Source organism: Alicyclobacillus fastidiosus (genome assembly GCF_026651875.1).
Taxonomy (GTDB): Bacteria; Bacillota; Bacilli; order Alicyclobacillales; family Alicyclobacillaceae; genus Alicyclobacillus; species Alicyclobacillus fastidiosus.
Map to the genome: position 1 here is coordinate 3,172,645 of NZ_CP104067.1, position 21,272 is coordinate 3,193,916.

At 46.3% G+C, this 21,272-nt stretch carries 19 protein-coding genes and 2 pseudogenes; 3 read left to right on the forward strand and 18 right to left on the reverse strand.

Annotation, left to right across the window (positions count from 1 at the left end; genetic code table 11):
- Positions 1-157 precede the first annotated feature (157 nt).
- Positions 158-361: a hypothetical protein gene (locus NZD89_RS15740; RefSeq protein WP_268003753.1), complete on the forward strand. Its 204-nt coding sequence runs from the start codon at positions 158-160 to the stop codon at positions 359-361.
- A gap of 13 nt (positions 362-374) precedes the next feature.
- On the opposite strand, the gene NZD89_RS15745 is transcribed toward NZD89_RS15740, so the two are convergent.
- The 13 genes and pseudogenes from NZD89_RS15745 to NZD89_RS15810 all read right to left on the reverse strand — a co-directional run bounded on the left by NZD89_RS15745 (position 375) and on the right by NZD89_RS15810 (position 14,273).
- Positions 375-947 carry a sugar phosphate isomerase/epimerase family protein gene (locus NZD89_RS15745; RefSeq protein ID WP_268003754.1) on the reverse strand — a complete coding sequence of 191 codons (573 nt, stop codon included), beginning with the start codon at positions 945-947 and terminating at the stop codon, positions 375-377.
- A 175-nt stretch (positions 948-1,122) separates the two neighbouring features.
- Positions 1,123-1,824 carry a sugar phosphate isomerase/epimerase family protein gene (locus NZD89_RS15750; protein ID WP_268003755.1) on the reverse strand — a complete coding sequence of 234 codons (702 nt, stop codon included), beginning with the start codon at positions 1,822-1,824 and terminating at the stop codon, positions 1,123-1,125.
- Positions 1,825-1,909: 85 nt separating this feature from the next.
- On the reverse strand, positions 1,910-2,035 hold the full coding sequence (locus tag NZD89_RS15755; RefSeq protein ID WP_268003756.1) for a hypothetical protein: 126 nt from the start codon (positions 2,033-2,035) through the stop codon (positions 1,910-1,912).
- Positions 2,036-2,049: 14 nt separating this feature from the next.
- Positions 2,050-3,054: pseudogene (locus NZD89_RS15760) on the reverse strand (Gfo/Idh/MocA family protein); the annotation flags it as partial.
- Positions 3,055-3,178: 124 nt separating this feature from the next.
- A pseudogene (locus NZD89_RS15770) lies at positions 3,179-4,008 on the reverse strand (sugar phosphate isomerase/epimerase family protein).
- A 220-nt stretch (positions 4,009-4,228) separates the two neighbouring features.
- A complete protein-coding gene (locus tag NZD89_RS15775; RefSeq protein ID WP_268003759.1) occupies positions 4,229-6,070 on the reverse strand; it encodes a hypothetical protein in 1,842 nt (613 codons plus the stop codon).
- Between the two features lie 43 nt (positions 6,071-6,113).
- Complete coding sequence (locus NZD89_RS15780; RefSeq protein WP_268003760.1) at positions 6,114-7,301, reverse strand: oligogalacturonate lyase family protein; 1,188 nt, start codon at positions 7,299-7,301, stop codon at positions 6,114-6,116.
- Positions 7,302-7,388: 87 nt separating this feature from the next.
- Entirely contained in the window at positions 7,389-8,552 is a 1,164-nt protein-coding gene (locus NZD89_RS15785) for a Gfo/Idh/MocA family protein (RefSeq protein ID WP_268003761.1), read from the reverse strand.
- 208 nt (positions 8,553-8,760) lie between these two features.
- Positions 8,761-10,149, reverse strand: a complete 1,389-nt coding sequence (locus NZD89_RS15790) for an ABC transporter substrate-binding protein (RefSeq protein WP_268003762.1) — start codon at positions 10,147-10,149, stop codon at positions 8,761-8,763.
- Positions 10,150-10,210: 61 nt separating this feature from the next.
- Positions 10,211-11,080 carry a carbohydrate ABC transporter permease gene (locus NZD89_RS15795; protein ID WP_268003763.1) on the reverse strand — a complete coding sequence of 290 codons (870 nt, stop codon included), beginning with the start codon at positions 11,078-11,080 and terminating at the stop codon, positions 10,211-10,213.
- A gap of 24 nt (positions 11,081-11,104) precedes the next feature.
- A complete protein-coding gene (locus NZD89_RS15800; RefSeq protein WP_268003764.1) occupies positions 11,105-12,025 on the reverse strand; it encodes a carbohydrate ABC transporter permease in 921 nt (306 codons plus the stop codon).
- A gap of 450 nt (positions 12,026-12,475) precedes the next feature.
- On the reverse strand, positions 12,476-13,237 hold the full coding sequence (locus tag NZD89_RS15805; RefSeq protein ID WP_268003765.1) for a sugar phosphate isomerase/epimerase family protein: 762 nt from the start codon (positions 13,235-13,237) through the stop codon (positions 12,476-12,478).
- A 91-nt stretch (positions 13,238-13,328) separates the two neighbouring features.
- Complete coding sequence (locus NZD89_RS15810; protein WP_268003766.1) at positions 13,329-14,273, reverse strand: helix-turn-helix domain-containing protein; 945 nt, start codon at positions 14,271-14,273, stop codon at positions 13,329-13,331.
- Positions 14,274-14,751: 478 nt separating this feature from the next.
- Between NZD89_RS15810 and NZD89_RS15815 the strand changes: the two genes are divergently transcribed.
- Positions 14,752-15,729, forward strand: a complete 978-nt coding sequence (locus NZD89_RS15815; RefSeq protein WP_268008509.1) for a hydroxyacid dehydrogenase — start codon at positions 14,752-14,754, stop codon at positions 15,727-15,729.
- A gap of 118 nt (positions 15,730-15,847) precedes the next feature.
- On the opposite strand, the gene NZD89_RS15820 is transcribed toward NZD89_RS15815, so the two are convergent.
- The 4 genes from NZD89_RS15820 to NZD89_RS15835 all read right to left on the reverse strand — a co-directional run bounded on the left by NZD89_RS15820 (position 15,848) and on the right by NZD89_RS15835 (position 19,676).
- Positions 15,848-16,957, reverse strand: coding sequence for an alginate lyase family protein (locus NZD89_RS15820; RefSeq protein WP_268003767.1), 1,110 nt, complete (start codon positions 16,955-16,957; stop codon positions 15,848-15,850).
- Positions 16,958-17,094: 137 nt separating this feature from the next.
- Positions 17,095-17,859: a sugar phosphate isomerase/epimerase family protein gene (locus NZD89_RS15825; protein WP_268003768.1), complete on the reverse strand. Its 765-nt coding sequence runs from the start codon at positions 17,857-17,859 to the stop codon at positions 17,095-17,097.
- A 397-nt stretch (positions 17,860-18,256) separates the two neighbouring features.
- Complete coding sequence (locus tag NZD89_RS15830) at positions 18,257-19,006, reverse strand: phytanoyl-CoA dioxygenase family protein (protein ID WP_268003769.1); 750 nt, start codon at positions 19,004-19,006, stop codon at positions 18,257-18,259.
- A 184-nt stretch (positions 19,007-19,190) separates the two neighbouring features.
- Positions 19,191-19,676, reverse strand: coding sequence for a periplasmic substrate-binding domain-containing protein (locus NZD89_RS15835; protein WP_268003770.1), 486 nt, complete (start codon positions 19,674-19,676; stop codon positions 19,191-19,193).
- Between the two features lie 371 nt (positions 19,677-20,047).
- Here NZD89_RS15835 and NZD89_RS15840 point away from each other — a divergent pair, with 371 nt between their 5' ends.
- Positions 20,048-20,884 carry a phytanoyl-CoA dioxygenase family protein gene (locus NZD89_RS15840; protein ID WP_268003771.1) on the forward strand — a complete coding sequence of 279 codons (837 nt, stop codon included), beginning with the start codon at positions 20,048-20,050 and terminating at the stop codon, positions 20,882-20,884.
- A 181-nt stretch (positions 20,885-21,065) separates the two neighbouring features.
- Here the strand turns inward: NZD89_RS15840 and NZD89_RS15845 are convergent, their stop codons facing one another.
- On the reverse strand, positions 21,066-21,272 hold the full coding sequence (locus NZD89_RS15845; RefSeq protein ID WP_431308617.1) for a zinc-binding dehydrogenase: 207 nt from the start codon (positions 21,270-21,272) through the stop codon (positions 21,066-21,068).

Here is a 21,272-nt window from a genome sequence, read left to right on the forward strand (position 1 = left end):
AGCACTTGTGTTCAAGTACATGGGACCTACATTGTTGGGCTAAGACTCCTAGATGTATTCTCTCCAAAATGTGATCCGGCTCCCGATACGGCCAGCAGAAGAATGGGCACTAGACCGTTGAAAGGGGTGGCGCAATAGTTAGGGGAGGGGCCATCGAGTGACTAGTCTCTTCCAATTAAATTTCTATTTAAATCTCTACCGTCATACTCCGCAGATTCTCAAGGCTGGTCTTCAGGCTGTCAAATGGATTCCCCTGGCATTTATCCTGTTCCACTGCGCCCCAATCCACACCGATGTCGCTACAGGCCCGGATCATCTCTGGCCAGTTCATATTGTCTTCGCCGACCTCGGCGAACATTGAGCTCCTATCTGGGCTAACCGCCATGTCCTTCAGGTGCTTTCATACGGCCAGCGACTTTGCGGATCCACTGCACCGGGTCAGCACCGCCAGCCTGTACCCAATAGACATCGAGTTCAAAGTCGACGGCAGCGGGATCGAACGTTTGCAGTAAGATGTCCATGCCAGTCACGCCGTCAAACTTGGCATATTCAAAGTTATGGTTGTGATAGATGAGCTTGAGGCCCTCCTTCGCCAGAACTCGCCCGTATTCTGACGCTTCACGGGCAAACGCTTCGTAGCCTTCTCGACTGCTCCGATAGGAATCCGGCATGGATCCGATGCCGACGTACTTGCAATTCCACAGTTGATGAACTTCAATCACAGACTTGATGTCACTCTGCAGTTGAGGATACGGAACGTGTGTGGCACAGATGGTGAGGCCGATGTCGTCGGTCATCTGCTTCAGTTCGGCCGCATCAATCGGGCCAAGACCGGATACCTGAACCGCGTTGTACCCAATTTCCTTCACGCGCTGTAGGGACGCCAAAATATCTGAAGGGGTTTTCAGGAAATCTCGTATGGTATAAAGTTGTGCTGCAATTTTCACGACAATCACCTCGTTCGATAATTGTAGCCATTCATAGAGGGCTACCAAAGTTGTGTTGAGGCTCTCGTATTGAGTCATCTGCTCCTGTTTTTACATCGCGATCTGCTATTGTCTGAGTGTATCTCCAGCCGACCGATAACCTCGACAATCAGTACGCTCATCTGAACAGCCCATCCTAGGCCTCGGCTTCAAACCTTTGCTTCATTTGCTGCAAAACTTCATCATACGGGGTATTCCATATCTTCTGATTGAATATCTCAACTTCAACGGGGCCGTGGTAACCAGCCGCTTCGACCACTCGACGAATGCGGGCATTTTCTACACAGCTATCGCCCATCATGCCCCGTGACATCATGGCATTTTCGACGGGAGCGAGCCAGTCGTTGACATGAAATCCGAAAATGTGATCCTTGGCTCTCGCAATCTCTTCGTACAGCTTGGGATCCCACCAGACGTGATATATGTCAATAACAACCCCTACTTGTCTAGACCCAATGCGCTCTACAATATTATTCGCTTGTCCGAGCGTCGATATCACAAACCTGTCTGCCGCAAACACGGGGTGAAGTGGTTCGATGCCAAGCTTGACACCGCGTTGTGTCGCATAGGTAATGAGTTCCCCTATGCCCTCTTCCACCATTGCGCGCATCGTAAAGCGTGCACCCCTCTGCCGGCCCGCAGACCAGGACCAATACGTCCGTTCGATGGCAGCGGCTTCGTCAATAGCTCGGCGGTTGTCGACGATGCGGGCCAAACGTTCCGCTTTTGTCGCGGCAGGGAACATACACCAAGGCATAATCCGGATACCTGTATACCCGCATCTCGAACAACCCTGTGGCTTTCCTGTAATCCGATTTCGGAAATTTTGTGACGCCATAGGCCAATCCACCGGATGCCCGCCCGCGCACAGCCATCTACCGCCTGCCTAACCGTCCAGTCTTCAGTTGTGATTTGGTTGAGACTTAGAAATCGCGTATCCACTCACACAACACCTCCAAGGGCTGACGGTGTGCCACCTCGATAGGTGTACCAGTTAAGACATACGGTTTAATTGCGCCACCTGCGCGCGGTAATCGTACACTTTGCACAATAATCCCCCTCGTTAATGCACGGATAAAGTCGGGATATCCTTCCATCGCCATTCTTCCCAAGACTGCAATCCAAGTTCGGCCAGTTGCACGCCTTTGGCACCTTCCAGCAAGTCAAACTTAAACCATGTGTTCAAGACAACCTGCTTCAAGAACATTTCCCACTGTACCTTAAACGCATTGTCCGGTTCGCTCAGCGTTGGTACGACCATCCATTGCTCTCGATACTGATTCGAGTCTGGAACATCTGGATTCCAGACCGCCTTTGGCATGTTGGCCCGGTGTTGTGCCTTCCAGTTGCGCAATCCTGCGACCGCACTTCCCTCCGTGCCGTCCACTTGAAGTTGGAACAATTCATCACGATCCACCCGGACACACCACGAGGAGTTGATTTGAGTCACAATGCCGTTTGCCAATTGGAACGTGGTATATCCCGAGTCATCCGTCGTGACGTCATAAGGCGCTTGCGATTCATCCCAACGCTTAGGAATGTGGGTCGCACCGTAGCAAGATACCGCTTTCACATCGCCGAAAATATTACTTAGTACATAGCGCCAATGACAAAGCATATCGACGATAATACCGCCTCCATCTTCCTTGCGGTAGTTCCAAGAAGGTCTTTGCACTTCTTGATGCTCTCCTTCAAATACCCAATATCCAAATTCGCCACGGACCGAGAGAATACGGCCAAAAAATCCGGTATCGACCAATCGTTGCATCTTCAAGAGTCCAGGTAGGAACAATTTATCTTGAACAACGCCGTTTTTGACCCCTTTTTCCTTTGCCAAAAGAGCCAGACTAAGCGCCTCTTCGAGATTCACACCTGTTGGCTTCTCACAGTAGATGTGTTTGCCCGCTTCGATGGCCATACGAACACCGTCCGCTCGACGCAACGTCGTTTGTGCATCGAAGTAAATTTCATCCGCTGGATTTTGTAAACACGCTTGCAAATCTGTACTCCATCGTTCGATACCGTATTTTTCAGCCAACGCAGGCCATCGTTGTCGACCATATGATATTTTGATGTCCCAAACGCTCGCGAGAACAAAGCTTGTGCACCACTGAGATTTCCAAAAAATCGTCAAAGGCCAGCAAGTGTAGAACGTTAGGACATTGATTCGTCAGAAAGGTCCCTTGGATGTCTCATAGGCGGCAACTGTCTCTTTGGTTACCTAGATATCCTCTCAGAATTTGAAGATGTTTCGGAAGTGCTGTGGCCGCCCCTTCAATCTCTGGGTGCCATTTCTTTTCCCATTCGACGCAAAGGTACTTGTCGTAGCCTGAAGCAATGAGCTTTTGAACGATCTGGCGCACCGGCACTTCTCCCTCGCCGAATACCACGAGATCCCATCCAGCACCATTTCGCTTAGCATCCTTCAAATGAACGTGCCCGAGCCGACTCGGTTCTCGTAGGTTTCGTCTACGGTTTCATTCATTCGATATGGATGGTGCGTGTCCCACAACGCTCCTATCGCCTTGCTTGGAACACTTTGCAAGACAGCTCGAACAAGATGCGAGGACGAAAATTCATCATGGGTTTCGAGTAATACTTGAATGCCAAGCTCTGCACCTCTGGAAGCGACTTTATTAAGAGACTCAGCAACAAACTGAATATCGTCACCCTGCTTCATCTCTGAAGTACCTCGAACCCCTCCACCAAAAGTACGAACCATCGGAATCTCCATTTTCGCAGCAAGTTCGATGTACGCCAGCAATTCTGTGACGTTGCGATCACGCTCCTCAGCGTCCGGCGTAGCAAAGCGAGTAGATGCGCCAATGCCAATGATTTCAATTCCATTGTCTTTCGCAAGAGCCACAATTCTTTTCTGTGCAGCAGAGTCCATGTCCGAGCGGATGACCTCTCCGTCGACAAGCCGCAATTCAACACCGTCGTAACCAAACTCGACAGCATTTTGGATGACCTGCTCCATCGACCATTCAGGGCATGCTAAGTTTGAAAAAGCAATTTTCATATCGTCACCTCATCGTCCAACTGTTTAGAAAATTGGTCGTGCAACTACTGTTCAGCGGGTCCTTTTTTGCACTGAAAGTCGATGGTGTAAATGAACTGAGCAAGCACTGCATCGCCGACGTTCCATTCCTACGCGGCCGCCACCGTGTACTGTCATAGTATCCTTGCGACCTGTTACCCAGCTGACAACCACGGTGTCGGGTATGTTCAACCCCACCCTATTAATCGTTTGTCTCTCCATCAAATGATTTGTAGAATTCAACTAAATGATTATTGGACAAAACATTCTCAGCCTTATACAGATGTATCAAGAAAGAGGTATCACGTCGGTTCGTTCGATACCGGGCCATCCCGATTGTACCGTTCCGAAATGGCACGGCGTCACTAAGCGTAAAACCAGTTGCAGCCGAGTCTAAGCACAAGATGCTGACTCGCCCATCTTCAGTTGATACATCCAGTCGTTTTCCACTTAGGTTTACATCCGTATGACGACAACCGTCCCAGAGTAACACAGGAATTTCCTCAATCAATGCATCAATTTGTCCGACCACTCTATCGGAGACCAAGACGACTTCAGATGTAACAGTGAGCCGTCTCTGAACGCAGGTCACACCATTTAATGGTCCCCGATACTTCAGTTCTACGGATACTCTTTTATCCGTCTTCTCATGTACTCCCAATGCCAATTCAACATCGTTGGCCGGTGACCAATCGGCCATTCGAGTCACGTCCGACCTCAGCGAAGACGTTTCCCACGCAGGCGCGTAAGCTATCGCCTTTCCCGCTTGATGTGAGGCACCATCGGAAGGACCAATCAAGGAACAAACGCCCTTACGTTGAATTCGCAGTATGCCCGTCGGATTGTAGATAGGTTCTCCCCTGGTCTGGATTTGAACGTAGTTCCCACCTACGTTAATTACCAGCTTATGAAAGAAAGGTTCTATCCAAATGTAAAAGCCTCCGGTTTCTGCAGGGCAAGAATCCTCAGGTATGGAATCTACACCAAAACGAAAAGTGAGTGCCAAGAGATAAGCCGTAAGCAAATTGTACTGAGAATGGAACGTGTACGACTCAAAACCCGTACGCAACATTGGCGAAGCGTGGTTCTTTACAACATTTAATTCACCAGAAGGTCGAGTCCAACGTCGAATAGAAGCAACAGACAGGTGTGCCGCACGTTTAAATGCGCCCGCAATTCGTAAGTCCCCTTGTTTCGCATGGAATTTCGCCGCAAGTTCAAACTGAAACGCCTGTTGCGCCTCATTCCATTGATGCTGAGCACTCCGCCCGCCAGTTGGCATTTCCCCCAGTGGACTTTGCAAAAACAAGGATGTAAATGTCCCCCTTCGGAAACATTCCTGAAGTTGTTTCCTAAACCTCCCATTGTAACCATGAAGAAGAATCAATAGTAAATAATTGCGAGAAAACATATCATATGCGAGAGGGCCATTCGGATCGATATACATACCATACTCTGTGATTAGCTCCATATGAGGGGCCAATGCTTCATCAAAGTCGTTTACCTCTAGACTTGGACCGAGTCCCGCAATACTACGAAGCCATTCCCCAGCAAGCTGCACGATGCTCCAGTTGTTGAATGACGGTTTATAGACGCTTTGCCAATCAATCCCATCAAATGCCCTCTTCCATATTTCCACCTGATTTAATGAAACTTGAGGTTTCAACTCATGAAAAGCAAATACCAACATTGTAGTATAAAAGTTACTATGTCCATCAGCAGCTCTTTGGTGAATCAAGTCATCCAACGAAGCATCTAGTGCCCTGATAGCGTGATCTAAAAACGATGAGTCTTTCAGTTCATTCGCCAACAATGCAGCTACAGCGGCGTAAGCTGGAGTAGAATATTGCTTTTCTTGATGTACGTATGGATCGATAATCCGACCATGCTCAGACTGATGACCCGTAAAATAATGAACAATATTATAAATCAACTCGAGACATGTTTTAGAGTTCACGTCTAAATCTTCAAGATCAGAACTAGAGTTAGGGCCAGTAAAGAACTCACGTACCGTCGTATCTAACGGATAGTTGGAATTTAACAATTTGTTTGTGCACCTCACTGAAGACGGCGGGGATACTACCCCATTATTCAATATCGACGATATAGATGTTGCCCATACCCGGTACAGAATCGACATCAGATGTAAACAATACGTGATGTCCATCGTGGCTAAACACGGGATGGGGGTGGACATCTTGAACACAAAAACTACTATCGTGAAGACAAAGAGGAGTCCACGATAACGATTGGTCGTTCCAATCGACAACGCAATGATGTAACATGTTGGCGGTAATGACACCATCGGTCACAAGAGTCCCAGAATCTTGACTGATGCTGAAATGACCGTAATGGTTCATATTCGGTAAAAAAGGCACTTCAACAAAGTTATTTTTCTCTAGATTAAAACTACCAACAAAGCTGATAGACCGTTCATCAAATTTACCAGTCATACACTTTGTACCATGGTACACAATTGAACTGCCGTTCGCCGCCCATACCTCATGGCAAATCCATACTGTACCACGTTCAATAGATTCATCACGAATTTTTACAGCCGCCCCATGGCGGTAGAGCCAAATTCGTTGGTCGACATCCCCACCCTCGTGATTGAAAAGAATCTCGTCGTTGTGTACGGGGCTGAATTGCACATGTGTAATCCAGCCTACGTGGCTAAACAAGACTTCTGATATTTTCTTTTCGGTATCAATCACCAGTACTCTTGACTCCAATTGTCTCGATTGCACTTTATCCTTGATAAGTTTCATTTTGTTACCACTGCCAACATCGAACGCAGTTGCGTCGATATATGGAATACAAGCGTACCGCCCGTCACTTGATAGGTGTGTGAATCCCGTAACCACATCATTTGGAAGAACTGAAATGACTTCTTCCTCGAGACTATCCACGTCCAGAAGCCGGACTTCGTTCCCTTGTATATAGAGCACATGGTTCGTTTCAGGGTTATAACTGACACTCGCTTTGCCTAGGCCATGGAAAGGGGTCCCATCATAATAAACATAACTCATCAGGTACCTGTCGCGGTTGTTAGTTAATTGTCGACTTTCGCCGTCCTGGAGACTCATTTGATAAATGTTCGGGTTTGCGTCCTGGTTGCTGATGCAAATAATTGATTGACTATCACGAGTAAAACTCTTGCTGGTAAAGTACAAATGTTGATGGCTGCCGGGTAGAGAGGTCAATCGACGAACACGATTTCCAGTCACTAGATCTGACCGTTCAGAGATTTGGTGCTTCGTCTTTGTTCCCTTCATCACGTCCCCCCCCTATAACTCATGACGCCTAGTCGGTTTAGAAATTCTATGATGGGAAAATACACGATTAACAATCGAGCCTTCAGTTTAAAATGTGCCTCGAACATCGAGGATTTTGGCGCATTGTGATTTCTTTACAAAAGTCGATGCCTCAATCTTCTCATTCAGCTTTTCCAAATACAGTTCTTCATCCAACGGTATTTCTACCCAATTATCCAACCAAGCAGACAGGTGCATTGCATTCGACAACTGAAGACCGCGAATTCCTTCCTCTCCAGGTGCAAGTAGTGGCGTACCATGGAGTATCGCCGATACCCAATTTTCGGTAATTCCTTTATGGCCAGTCTCTACGCCGCGAACTGGAACATCACACTTCCAACATTCCGGTTGACCGAATCCCCCATTATATTCCTTGTTGAATTGCCTCTCTGAAATACGTAATCGCCAGAACGTAAGTTTTCCATCTTCAATTACAACTTTTCCTCTATCACCGGAAATCTCAAAGCGGTTCGTACCCGGCGCTTCACCAGTGGACGTAACGAACAGTCCTGTAGCGCCATTCTCGTACTCCACATATGCCGTCACATCATCCTCTACTTCAATATCGTGGTACTTACCAAACCCACAGAATGCCCGCAGTCTTTTCGGTAACATATTCGTAGTCCATTGCCAGAGATCCAATTGGTGCGGGTCTTGATTCGCCAGTACGCCCCCGCCTTCTCCAGCCCATGTCGCACGCCATCCACCGGAATTGTAATAACTTTGCGGGCGATACCAATTCGTTATAATCCAAATCGTTCGCTTCAAATCCCCTAGCTCACCACTAGAAATCAAATCCCTTAACTTCTGATACAACGGATTCGTCCGCTGATTAAACATAATCCCAAACACTTTCCCACTTTGAGCAGCTACTTCGTTCATTTCTCGAACCTGTTTCGTATACACTCCGGCTGGCTTCTCAACCAATACATGTAGCCCACGCCTAAATGCCTTGATAGCCAATTCTGAATGACTGTAATGCGGGGTCGCAATCATCACCGCATCGACACTTCCTGACTCAAAGAGCGACTCAGGAGTATCAAAAAACTGAACACTATCGCCCGATTGTGACCGAATCCATTCACGCTTTTCAGGGTTCGTATCGCACACGGCTGTAAGTTGGGCTTCTGGCACTTCGTTTTGGATTAAATATTTTGCGTGGGCACTCCCCATGTTTCCAATACCAACGATTCCCATGCGAACAAAACTCATACTAACCCCTCCAATATCTCTCCATCCAAAAATCCATCCGGATTCAATCCACTGCCCTATACGGGACGAGCCCTCCTAATGATATTCACGAGAGGTTCATAAACTGAAATGTATGAACCTCATATGCGAACGGAACGTTTGATCCGCATTAAGCCACATTCATTCACCAGGACTAAGTATGCGGAAGCAGTGTGAATCTCCAGGCTCATTATTTCTGTTGTGCAATCCACTGATTCGATTTTTGTTCGGCTGCTGTTAGCGCTTGTTGGGGAGTTTCCTTGTTTGTCAAAACCCCCTGAATTTCAGTCGCCAAAATGAACCGTGGTTGGGTCTCCCATGGATATACGGGAGTCCACATTGTACTCAGCGCCTCTTTAACCGGTTGCATCAGTTTGTTATTCTTCAAATCCGGTAAATTCCAAGCAGATGTTGTAACTGGTGGAACACCGTAGTTTTTAAACATGTAATCCTGATAAAAATCAGATGCACTAAATTGAATAAAATCCCATGCAAGGTCTTTGTTTTTGCTTGATTTACCAATCACAAATGGACTTCCAAAAAATGCACCGCCTATGCCTTTGCTATCCTTAAAGACTTGGGTAATACCCAAGCGATTTTCCCATCCGGCTGCATCCGCCTGGTTGACGATATTACTAGGACCCTGGAACAGTTCGATAGCGACATCATTATTCGGCGTTAACCAGTTTTCAGCACCTTGACTGCTCTCAATTCCTTTTGGAGCGTATTGCGATAGTTGCTTAAGCCATGTCAATCCATTGACCCATTGTGTCGAGTCAAAATTTAACTTCATATTTTTCGGCGCATTGCCGGTACCCCAAGTTCCATTTTGTGCTTCGGCTAGATCTGCAAGCAGCATGGGGTCGTGACTGTTACCCCCAGCATCAAACCACACACCATAATTCTGCTTACCGGTAACGGGATTCTTACCGGTCATCTTCTTAGCATCGGCCATAATTTCTGACATCGTCGGATGAGCAGATGGATATGGCACATGCCATTGGTCAAACAGCGTTTTGTCATACATGATGAGGTCGGTATCTCCAGCTTCCGGAATACCGTAAATCTGGGGGCTGGAATCTCCCGCACCGACGGCTTTCCATCCGTTCACCTGACCGGATAAATACTGATTCAAATTGAAGTTTGTCTTTTTGATGTAAGGTGCTAGATTCACTAGCAATCCCTGAGCAGCCCACTGATCCTCCGGGCCTGCTGCCTGATAGACATCAGCCTGACCTCCAGTGATCATAGTCTGCAGTTTTGCGATGTAATTAGTCCATGGAATAACGATAAAGTTAACGTGATCCCCTGGATACATCTTTGTAAATTCGTTTTGAAGGACATTCAACCCTTGGATTGTTTGACCCGTAACCGGATTCAGTGTGTTTTTCTCTTGAAAATTTCCCTCTAAGACGACGTTTACGGTGTTCGCACTGGAACTGGGCGATCCTGATTGCCCAGTGCTAGACGGCGAGGACGGATTCGCCTGTGTGGACGTAGCACCTCCACAGCCAACGGCTAAACCACCAACTAAAACAATGGACGACGCTGTTACCATCACATTTGCCCTCTTTTTCATATTGCTCCTCCTCAAATAAGTAAGAATATTTCTGTGGTTATACAATGAGTTGTGTAAACAATCATTCCCCCTTTAAACCACTGAGAGCGACACTTCGAATTACGTATTTTTGTAAAAATATAAACAGGATTAAGACGGGTATACTCCCGAGCGCGAGAGCTGCCATCGTCATCCCGGCATAGCTTTCGCCATTTTGTAACGTAAATGAAGCCATATATAGTGGGATGGTGTGTAACTTCGTGGATGTCAGAACAATCAACGGCCAAAGGAAGTCGTTCCAACTCCACATAAAGGAAAGAATGGCCATGGTCGCTGTGATTGGTCCAGCGAGTGGAAGATATACTTTGAGAAATGTCCGAAACTCGCCGGCTCCGTCAATCTGTGCCGCCTCACGAAAGCTATCTGGCAATTCATCGAAAAACTGTTTTGCGAGGAATACCAAAAATGCATCAATCATATTCGGCAGTATAAGAGGCCAGAATGTGTTGATCAGATGCACGTGGTTCCACATAAGGTACAGTGAGATAAGTCGCGATTCGACAGGGACCATCAAAGTTGCCAAGAAAACTAGAAAGATCACCCGTTTTCCTTTGAATTTCCCTTTTGAAAAGGCGTAACCTGCCAGCAATGCACTGCTCACCTTTACAATGACTGACGCAACCGCCACGATGAAAGAGTTTACATACGCTTGTAAAAGCCCTCCATTTTGAAAGATCAGTCGATAGTTAAACAAAGATGGATGTGCCGGAAGAAACCTTGGTGGATATGGCAGCGTGACGTTGGCGGTGCGGTCAAAACTGATACTTAGAATTAAGATAAACGGTGAAATCATCAGGAATCCAAACACCAACAGCGCCAGCAACCGAGCCAAATCTACTGGTTGGAGTTTTACTTTGCGTCTATGTTTTCCGACAGTAATCGCTTCATCCATATACTAAGCACCTCCCCTTCAGAACTAAAGCTTTAACCTGGATGCCTTGAGATTGAAATAGGTAAATATCAAAATTATCACAAACAATATATATGTTGCGGCGGATGCAACGCCAAAATTGAAACCCTGAAAGCCATGTTCAAAGATGTACTCTACAATTGTTTGGATAGATCCATCCGGACTACCGGTAGCACCACCTAATATGAATACGTCAGTGAAGCGCTGTAAGCCGCCAATCCACCCCGTAATAATGAAAAACACAAAGGTTCCCCGCATATTGGGAATCGTGATGTACAGCCATTGTTGAAAATCAGATGCTCCGTCTATCTTGGCTGCTTCGTACAATTGCGGCGAAATAGCTTGTAAATTGGCCAAGCAAATAATGATAATGAAACCAAGTCCAGACCAAGTACCGAGTAATATGACGCCCCATTTAGCAGTAGCAGGATCGGACAGCCAACTAGAAGGTGGCAGTCCTAACTTTGAAAGTAAAAAGTTAACGGCCCCCTGATTCGGATCTAGCAGAAACATGAAAACCATGGCAGTAGCGACAATCGGAGTAATATAAGGAATGAAGAACAAAACTTTAAAAAATCTCTGTAATATTTTCGTGGAATTGATTAGAGACGCCACAATAAACCCTAATGGAATAGAAATGAGCATTTGGAAAAATGCGAGGTAGAACGTATTGTACATCGCGTTCCAAAACGTAGAATCAGATAAAATATTAGCATAATTCCGAAATCCAACCCAGGACGCTATTGTCCCGTTCGAATTCGTTAGACTTAAATAAAAAGAATCGATAACTGGGTAAAGCATGAACAACAAAATCCCCAAAATACTAGGAAGTAGAAACATATACCAAGTGAGGTGCGTCTTTGTATTCGCTTTCTTTCTGTCTTGCAGATTTATATCTGTTTTTATTCGCGTTCGTACCTGTTCCATATGCATCCCCCTTCAATCCTAAAAGTGATTCATTCCATCCCCAATTCAATTCCCCGAGACATCCTTCAATAAGTCTGTGGCCATTCGAAATAATTCTGCACCATTGAGTAGGTCATCCTTGATGTGTACCAATTGTAAAAAACATACAAGATGCAAGAATACATGTGTAACCGATTTCAAGAACATTGGACCAAATTATCCGGATCGAAGGCACACGAAAATAGTGTGAGTCTTACGTCTCCGAAATGTCACGGTAACACTTCCATAAATTTCCATATACCCTTTCAATTCTCATGCAATAGTGCGATATTTAGATTTAGCTAACCGATTAACCAGCGTTTAAAGGCGGCGGATGAATTCTTGTGATATTCACCCGGATCATGTTTTGGTGAAATAAATAATTGAATAGATGCGAGGATAAACAATAATATATTAATTATTCTGACTTTATTAAATATACTGACGCAAGAACTCCGCTGATAAACGCAGTTCACTTTCGACATCACCCCACTGACATTCAACAGAAATGGGTCCGTCATATCCGATTCTTCGCAGGGTGTTCAAGAATTCATTATACGGGTACAAGCCTGAACCCGGATATAGACGGCCCGTATCGGCAACATGAACATAACCTACATGATTTGAAACTAAATAGAGATCCGAAATTGGCTCTTCTTCCTCCATCATGTGAAAGAAATCAGCTAAGATTTTTATTGAATTCGAGTGAATACGCTCTACGAAACGCTTAGCCTCCAGAAGGCTGTTTATAAAATTTGTTTCCGCCCTACGCAAAAACTCCAAGTTAATTTGTATCGAATAAGGTGCACTCAACTCTGCGAAAAGGGCTAAAAATTCAAGCAGTTGGTTCTCGGCACGAGCGGGCTCAAAGTCCCTCGGTATCTTTCGAGCCCTTCCCGAACCAAACGATATATGTTCTCTGCCGAGCTCCGCAACCCGAGTTAACACTATGTCGAGATATTCCCGAATTGCACTGACATCCACATCAGGACCGACAACATGTAAGTTCGGTTGCATCAGCACATTGAATCCACGAATCGGCACTCCAAGCGCTAATAATTGGTCGCGCTCGTTATTCCACACGCTCGTCGACTCGCTCGGAAGCGTGCTACTACATGCTAATTCAGCATAGTCAAATCCAGCGTCTACAACGTATTTTAAATAAGTAGGACTTACACAACACCCGAGTTGCATCCAGCATGTCTCCTCCGCTATGAATATGATTCTAACCACGCTGCACAATTGCCTTGTAGTCTCATCCTAGCACCAGATGGATTCGTGTAAGTTATAGATATTGCTCATCATTTAACGAATATTGCTGTAATGACTTAAGGTACTCATGACCGCACTCATTTTGGCCTAAACGTCTACTGGTTTTACGAAAGACTTGCGGTGCCATACCTACATGTTGGCGAAATAACCTGCTAAACTGAGCTACGCCTCCAACCCCGACTTCTTCTGCAATGATATTTATAGGTTTATTGGTCTCTAATAACAACTTCTTGCTTTCGTCGATACGAAGGTTTACAAGGTATTGATTAATAGTCAATCCTGAAATGCTTTTAAAACAGTGGCAGATATAATGCTTGTTCAAGTGCACTGCATTCGCCAGTTGATCTAAAGATAATTTGTCTCGAAATCGCTGATTAAGCACCTTCAGGATCTTTACAACGTGTGTTTCCTGCCGCCCAAGTGCGGGAGGTCGTATCTTTCTTGAACACATCCCCTCGTAGTTGCGTAAAATACGTAAAAGCAATGTTACCAATTGGAGACGAATTATGTTCCTAGCTCCGACTTCACGGTGACGACTTTCTTCAGCAACAGTAAAAAAAAGGTGCTCAATGCTTCTACATTCTTCTTGTCTCCAATGCACATGCGTTCCGTTCGCCGCGTCAAAGAGTAATTTTAGTTTCTGTTGTATTGTTGGATCCAACAAGTCATCTACATCAGAAAATTTGAAATTTATTATACTCCGCAAACAGGCACTCTTAGGTACTGGACGTACCAGGTGCAATATGTCTCCACGGAAAATCAACATGTCACCAGGGCTCAGTGTATATATCGTTTCACCGATGATGTATGTGGCCGCTCCACTCTGGAAGTAGTATATTTCATAGCCATGATGCCTGTGGGGGTACTCGATATTCGGAGCTCTTGATGTTTTGCGATATTGAACATAGACAGTATCTTCAATCAATATCCGATTCGTTTGATAATCTATCTCATTCACGGTCCCAGCCTCCCATCTCACGCACCTCACCATGACGCGATTCCCTAACATCACCGTGCAAACCGGCCCACCATTTGCAAGGTTGGCTCCTGATAAGGCGGGTCCACAGTACAATGTCGGCTACAAACAGTCCCGAAGTTCTTACCCCCTGGGCCGTCTACGATCCGAAAGTGTGAATGATGCCATTTAGCCAAGGATACGACACCCAACTTGTAGAAATTTAAAGCTCTATTGATGTGGACATACATTTAATAACTCTTACAATTTAGCCCCAAGTTGACAATAATCGGCTGCCGCAAATATATACTCTTGTGCTGTCTTAAACATGACCACTACACTTCCTTGTGTATTTGACAATAAATTCATATAACATGTTATTTTTAAATATATCTTAGTATTACGAAAATTGATTTCTCTGTAGGAACAATATCGAACGTTGGGAGCGTGTATATTGTCCATGTTGAAAGGTATGTTCATTATGAACGAAGAGTCGTTTCCATTGGTTTATCCACACAATGTGCGGAATCAAATTGAAAAGTTGACGGACGTTTACCTCGCTCCACAGACGAGTCAATCGGTTTCAGAAGACCCTGCACTGCTACGGAATGCTGAGGTGATATTTTCCGGTTGGGGAGGTCCGAACTTGAATGAGGAATTCTTGCAGGCTGCTCCAGATTTGAAAGCATTTTTTTACGCTGCAGGTTCCATGAAAGGAATTGTGACTGACGCTTGTTGGCAGAGAAATATTACCTTTACAAGCGCCTATGCCGCGAACGCCGTACCGGTCGCTGAGTACACCTTATCGCAAATTCTATTTTCTTTAAAATACGGTTGGCATTCTGCCCTCTCTATCAAGCAAACAAAGTTATTCAAAAAGCCACCACTGCCTCCCGCGCCAGGAGCGCTGGGCAGCACGATAGGCATTATTTCTTTAGGTATGGTTGGTCGTCGTGTATGTAAACTACTAGAGAACTTTCAAGTCAAGGTCATTGCTTACGATCCGTTTATATCAGAGCGGCAAGCGTCATCGTTGAACGTCGAGCTTTGTTCACTAGAAGACATTTTTCGACTATCAGATGTGGTGTCTTTGCATACGCCGTGGCTAAAAGAGACCGAAGGTATGATAACTGGCGCACACTTTGAGATGATGAAGCCTTATGCGACATTTATCAATACCGCGAGAGGGGCTGTGGTCAGAGAAAACGAACTGATTGAAGTATTGAAGCGACGCTCCGATATGATAGCCATTTTAGACGTCACCTACCCAGAACCGCCCGTCTCCGACTCCCAGCTTTATTCACTGCCAAATGTAATTTTGACCCCGCATATTGCCGGCAGTCAAGGAAATGAGTGCGGAAGAATGGGCGCATACATGTTGGAAGAGTTGGAGCGGTACTTAGAGGGGAGACCCCTCAAATGGCAAGTCACGAAGAATAACTTTTCCTTGATGGCATAATGCGAGGTAGATCACTTTAACATCCGGGTCCCATCTACCTCGCTGTCTTTACAAAATGAGTTGTATTTATATTATAACCGAATTCATGTTTCGCTCATGAATAGTGATTGCATTTTGATTAAAGCAACCATAAAAGAGGCTGCCGGATGGAGATGTTGCGCCTGATCTCTTGGTCTGTGGAATCGGGTGGCAACCGTCTCCACAATTCCAAGAAGCGGTTATCTGAAAGCCCTAGTCCAGCAAACAAAAGACTTGGTACTCTGACTGGCAGCGCTTCAAAGTGTTCCACATCTGGCGTATATGGCCACTTAGTTTTATCCTTTAAATAAGGATAAAGAAACTCGAGCGCGCGCCGAATCCCTCTCCCGTCTGGCAGTTGGAATTCCCACAAATTTTCTTTTTCTGTCGAAAGAACGTGGCAAAGTGCCACCAGATTATCCAATATGAAAATAGAGTAATTGTAAGGCTTCGTCCGTGACAACTCACGCGGGAAACTGCCATCTAAAGCCATCTGATCGGGTACCAACACTCGTTTAAACTGATTTCTACAAAAGTCGACAATTTCTTGGTTTCCGGTAAATCGTCCAAAAACAGCAACCTGTACATACCAGCAAACCGAGTGGTTATTCTGGGTATCTCTTTCTTCTATGCCATAGGGATGAGTGGTCATCCACTTCAAATAGTCTTGAAACCATCCTTTAAGCCCTTGGTAATCTTCCAGGGTCATGGATGCAGAGTTTCGCAGTGCCTCAATCGCCATAGGTACATCGATTAAATGCAACGTATCAATGATCCCGATTCCCCTACCTGAGCATACGCCTGGGATGGCTTGGGCATACAAAAGGTGCGGACTCATTTGCGTTTGTTCATCGAAGAAGAATTCTTTTATAAATTGCATGGCCTTTTGCGCATACAATTCTTCATCTGTCAGCACATAGGCTGCAGCCAACGTAGCAATATGTGTCCTACATCTACGCAAAATCAAACGATGTGATTCGAAGTTTTCCGGATTCGTTTGACCATCGCGCTGAATATAAGGCAATCCATCTGGTTTATCGGGATTGGGCCACCAATAGTCGGCATTTGAATAATAATCATGAATGCCTCCCTCGCTGAGTTTGGCCACTACATCGGTGATATGTACCGTCTTGGCCTTCAATGAAATTCGTGCATCAGCAAGTGTCTTGTCTCCATCACACAAGAGAGAGTCACAAAGCCATCTCTTCATTCAGCTTCTTCACTCCATTTTATGTCGGATGAATGGTCGAGCGGCAAGGCGGTGGCTAACAAACGCTCTTCGAAACAAATGCATCAAGGAAGTACGCACCGTTGGATAGAGTCCCCTCGGGTGATCTCTCTCCTCTATTAAATCTCTACCGGCATGCTCCGCAGATTTTCAAGGCTGGTCTTCAGGCTGTCAAATGGATTCCCCTGGCATTGATCCTGTTCCACTGCGCCCCAATCCACACCGATGTCGCTACAGGCCCGGATCATCTCTGACCAGTTCATATTGCCTTCGCCGACCTCGGCGAACATTGAGCTCCTATCTGGGCTAACCGCCATGTCCTTCAAGTGAACGACCTTCATACGGCCAGCGACTTTGCGGATCCACTGCACCGGATCAGCACCGCCAGCCTGTACCCAATAGACATCGAGTTCAAAGTCGACGGCAGCGGGATCGAACGTTTGCAGTAAGATGTCCATGCCAGTCACGCCGTCAAACTTGGCATATTCAAAGTTATGGTTGTGATAGATGAGCTTGAGGCCCTCCTTCGCCAGAACCCGCCCGTATTCTGACGCTTCACGGGCAAACGCTTCGTAGCCTTCTCGACTGCTCCGATAGGAATCCGGCATGGATCCGATGCCGACGTACTTGCAATTCCACAGTTGATGAACTTCAATCACAGACTTGATGTCACTCTGCAGTTGAGGATACGGAACGTGTGTGGCACAGATGGTGAGGCCGATGTCGTCGGTCATCTGCTTCAGTTCGGCCGCATCAATCGGGCCAAGACCGGATACCTGAACCGCGTTGTACCCAATTTCCTTCACGCGCTGTAGGGACGCCAAAATATCTGAAGGGGTTTTCAGGAAATCTCGTATGGTATAAAGTTGCGCTGCAATTTTCACGACAATCACCTCGTTCGATAATTGTAGCCATTCATAGAGGGCTACCAAAACGCGATGGACAATAGTACAGGCGCCTTCGGTTGTTTTATGAACGTTAGCGCAAACTTCGCCGAATCTCTATAGCGGTATGTCCCGTGGTCATCCTGATTGTCCTGGATAGGTGATAAGTGGACTGAAACACAGTTTGTTCCGCACTCTCGCTCTGCGGCAGCCCGGTGCTGCATAACAGCCTGTATGTACGAGCACGAGTTGGAAATGCTCCTCGATTCGCGGACCGTAGCGACCGCCGGGCGGGTAGATTACGGATCCGGCTTCGGCGTGACGAACATGGCCTCGTTCTAATCTGTTCGGTCCAGCGACCATGCCGTCACGCCTCCCTCACGAATCCTGCCTGATGCTAGGATAGCGGGATTTTCTTCTTCAGGTCTTCACGCTCAATCACCGAATCGTGGCGAATGTAATGACCGACGTAGGAGCGTCGCCACCGGTCAACGGATCGATTTTTCCTCGATGAGTGGACCAGCAGGTTATGAAAGATCACGACGTCGCCTTTCTTCATCTCGAGCGGAATTTCCTTCGACAGGTCTACTCCTTCAGACTCATCGGTCCACGGTTCATGTTCTTCTACGTTTTTGACCTTGCCGTGCGGCAACAGACCGACATGATGACTTCCGGGAATTGCCCAGAGACATCCGTTCTCCACATCGACATCCTCCATCGCCATCCACGCCGCCGTAAGCGTATTTGGCTCGTTGCGGATATAAAAATAGTCTTGATGTGCGGCCTGACCGGGAGAGCCAGGTTCTTTATAGAAATACATACTTTGAACTCCGACGGCTTCGTCCCCCAGCAGTTGGGCGAGGGCGCCGCGGATCACAGGGTGACGGAGCATTTGCAGCGAAAAGCCGTCGTGCAAGTGTGGGTTGAAGACGCGAACCGTGAAACGGTCTTGGGCGCGAATAGGTCCTTTACGGGGCAATGCCCACTCGGGCATGTCATCCTGTGCCCGAATGTGATAGATGTGCGCGTTGTACATATCGACCAAATCGTCGCTGCACACGTTTCTTAAAATAAGGTACCCATCTCTCTCATACTCTGCAATCTGTTCATCGGTAAGCGGATTCAATCGTTCTTGCGGTTGTATCAATGATTCGCACCTCGTTTCCGTTTTTCGCTGATGCCAACCATTCACGCGTATCTCCACAATACTGGATGTATAGCGGTCGGAGAATAGCTCGGCTTGACGCTGATTTGTCTGCAATTGATATGCGTTGTCAATGACTCCTTAGAAATGCTGGATTATAAGGTCTACATACGCCTTTAGACAGGCATCATTTTGTTGGTTTCAGGTGCATTATGACGATTTCGGGCGCCGGCCAAGAACCTGGTGCGGGTGTCTCATATGGATTGTCCGCCGTCGGCCATCCTGTGTATTTACTATCGTTATATTCGTACCATGTGGCACCATACACCAATGGGATAACCGGCAGTTTCGAAGCAAGGGTCCTTTCCACATTGTAAATGCCCTGCATCTGCTTCGACTGATGTGTTGTTTTAGCAAAATCCGCTAAGTCGGCGTCTGTGGTCGAATCGCTAAATTGTTCATAGTTGTACTGTTCATTCGTGCCGAGTAGACTGTTAAACAAGTAATAAGGAGTACGTCCACTCTGTGAGAACCAGATTGTGAGTTGGAACTTATGCCCGCTTAACTGCGACATATAGGCACCGTATTGAACTTGTTGAACGTTTACTTGAATGCCTATCTTGTTCAAGTCCTGTGCAATAAGTTTTCCTGGTGATGTAACAACAACATTCAACCGAAAATCCCACTCCGGGTGGTTTCATTTTCTCTATATTCAGCCCCGTTCCACTGCAGACGACCACACCGAAAAGATAACGCTTACATATCCCCTTCATGCCATCTTTATGACCATCAGCTTCGTAAATATAACTTCAATCATAGCAGTATTGTGAAGACACCAAAATGCACGTACACGCTATTTTATTGCACTATTCTGCTACAAAAAAAGCTCCTTTTTTTTGCGAAGTAGTTACTTGTGAAGAATGCATGCGCTATCTTTAAATATAGTTAATCTAATGGATCCATAACCAAAGATGAACAATATCATCCATGAATTCCACCATATAGAAAGAAGCCTACACCTTCACAAAAATTAGGAAAGGTCGTATGAAGATGAGTGAAGACCTGCGGCTAACACCTACACTGGAAGAAGAGTACATGTTGTCAGAAACACAAATTACGGAGTTTCAGAAAAATGGACATCTCTATTTGAAAGGGGTAGCAAGTAAACAAGCGGTTGACGTGTACCGCCCCCGTATCGAACAGGCTGTCAAGGAACGCAATCAACAGACCAAGGCATTGTCAGAACGAGATACGTATGGGAAGGCTTTTATCCAAATATCAAATATTTGGGCCACACATGCGAATGTAGCACACTTTGTGCTTGCCAGGAGATTTGCCAAGTTAGCTGCGGATTTAATGGGCGTGGACGGTGTTCGTATTTATCATGATCAAGCGTTATTTAAGGAACCGTCAGGCGGACATACGCCATGGCACCAAGATCAGGTCTATTGGCCGTTGGACACCAGAAACACCATCACACTATGGATGCCCCTCGTGGATATACCAAAAGAGGTAGGAACGATGACGTTCGCTTCCGCATCACATACTAAAGGCTTCATTAGTAAGTTGGAAATATCAGATGAATCCCACAAAAACCTCAAGGAATATATAGAGTATCATCAGTTGCCGCAAGTCAACTACGGAGAAATGTCGGCTGGCGATGCTACATTTCATTACGGCTGGACTCTTCATAGCGCACCTGGCAATCCAACCAAACAAGTCCGTGAAGTCATGACCATCATTTATTTTGCTGATGGTGCGAGAGTAATCGAACCGGACAGCAATGCACGGAAGAATGACCTCAAGAGTTGGTTGCCCGAACTGGCGCCAGGGGATTTGGCGAAAAGTCGTTTGAACCCTCTCGTATACACAAGGGCGTAGGACTTCGCTGTAAAAGACTGCCTCGTGGCTATGCCCCGAGATCCACATAGAACCAATCAAGCCATTGCATCCTTCTCTCGGGTTCAATGGCTTGTCATCCCCTGGAAACGGCGCACTATAGGATATCCAACTCCCAGTCAGCGTAAACTCCTTGCGCTGCATGAGTTCAAACAGTTTGGGGTCAAATGTGATTTCCCTCGTCGGCACCTACGAAGCAGACCTTCGCCTTGTTCGCGGCTAATTCAAAGCTCGATTGCATCGTGGGGATGGCCCCCGCCGTTTCCAGAACCACAGCATAGCCCCGCCCGCGCGTGATGTCCAAATGAGCCGCTCTGTCATCCGAGTTCAACATGTTGATGACATGGTCAGCACCTAACCGCTTGGCCAT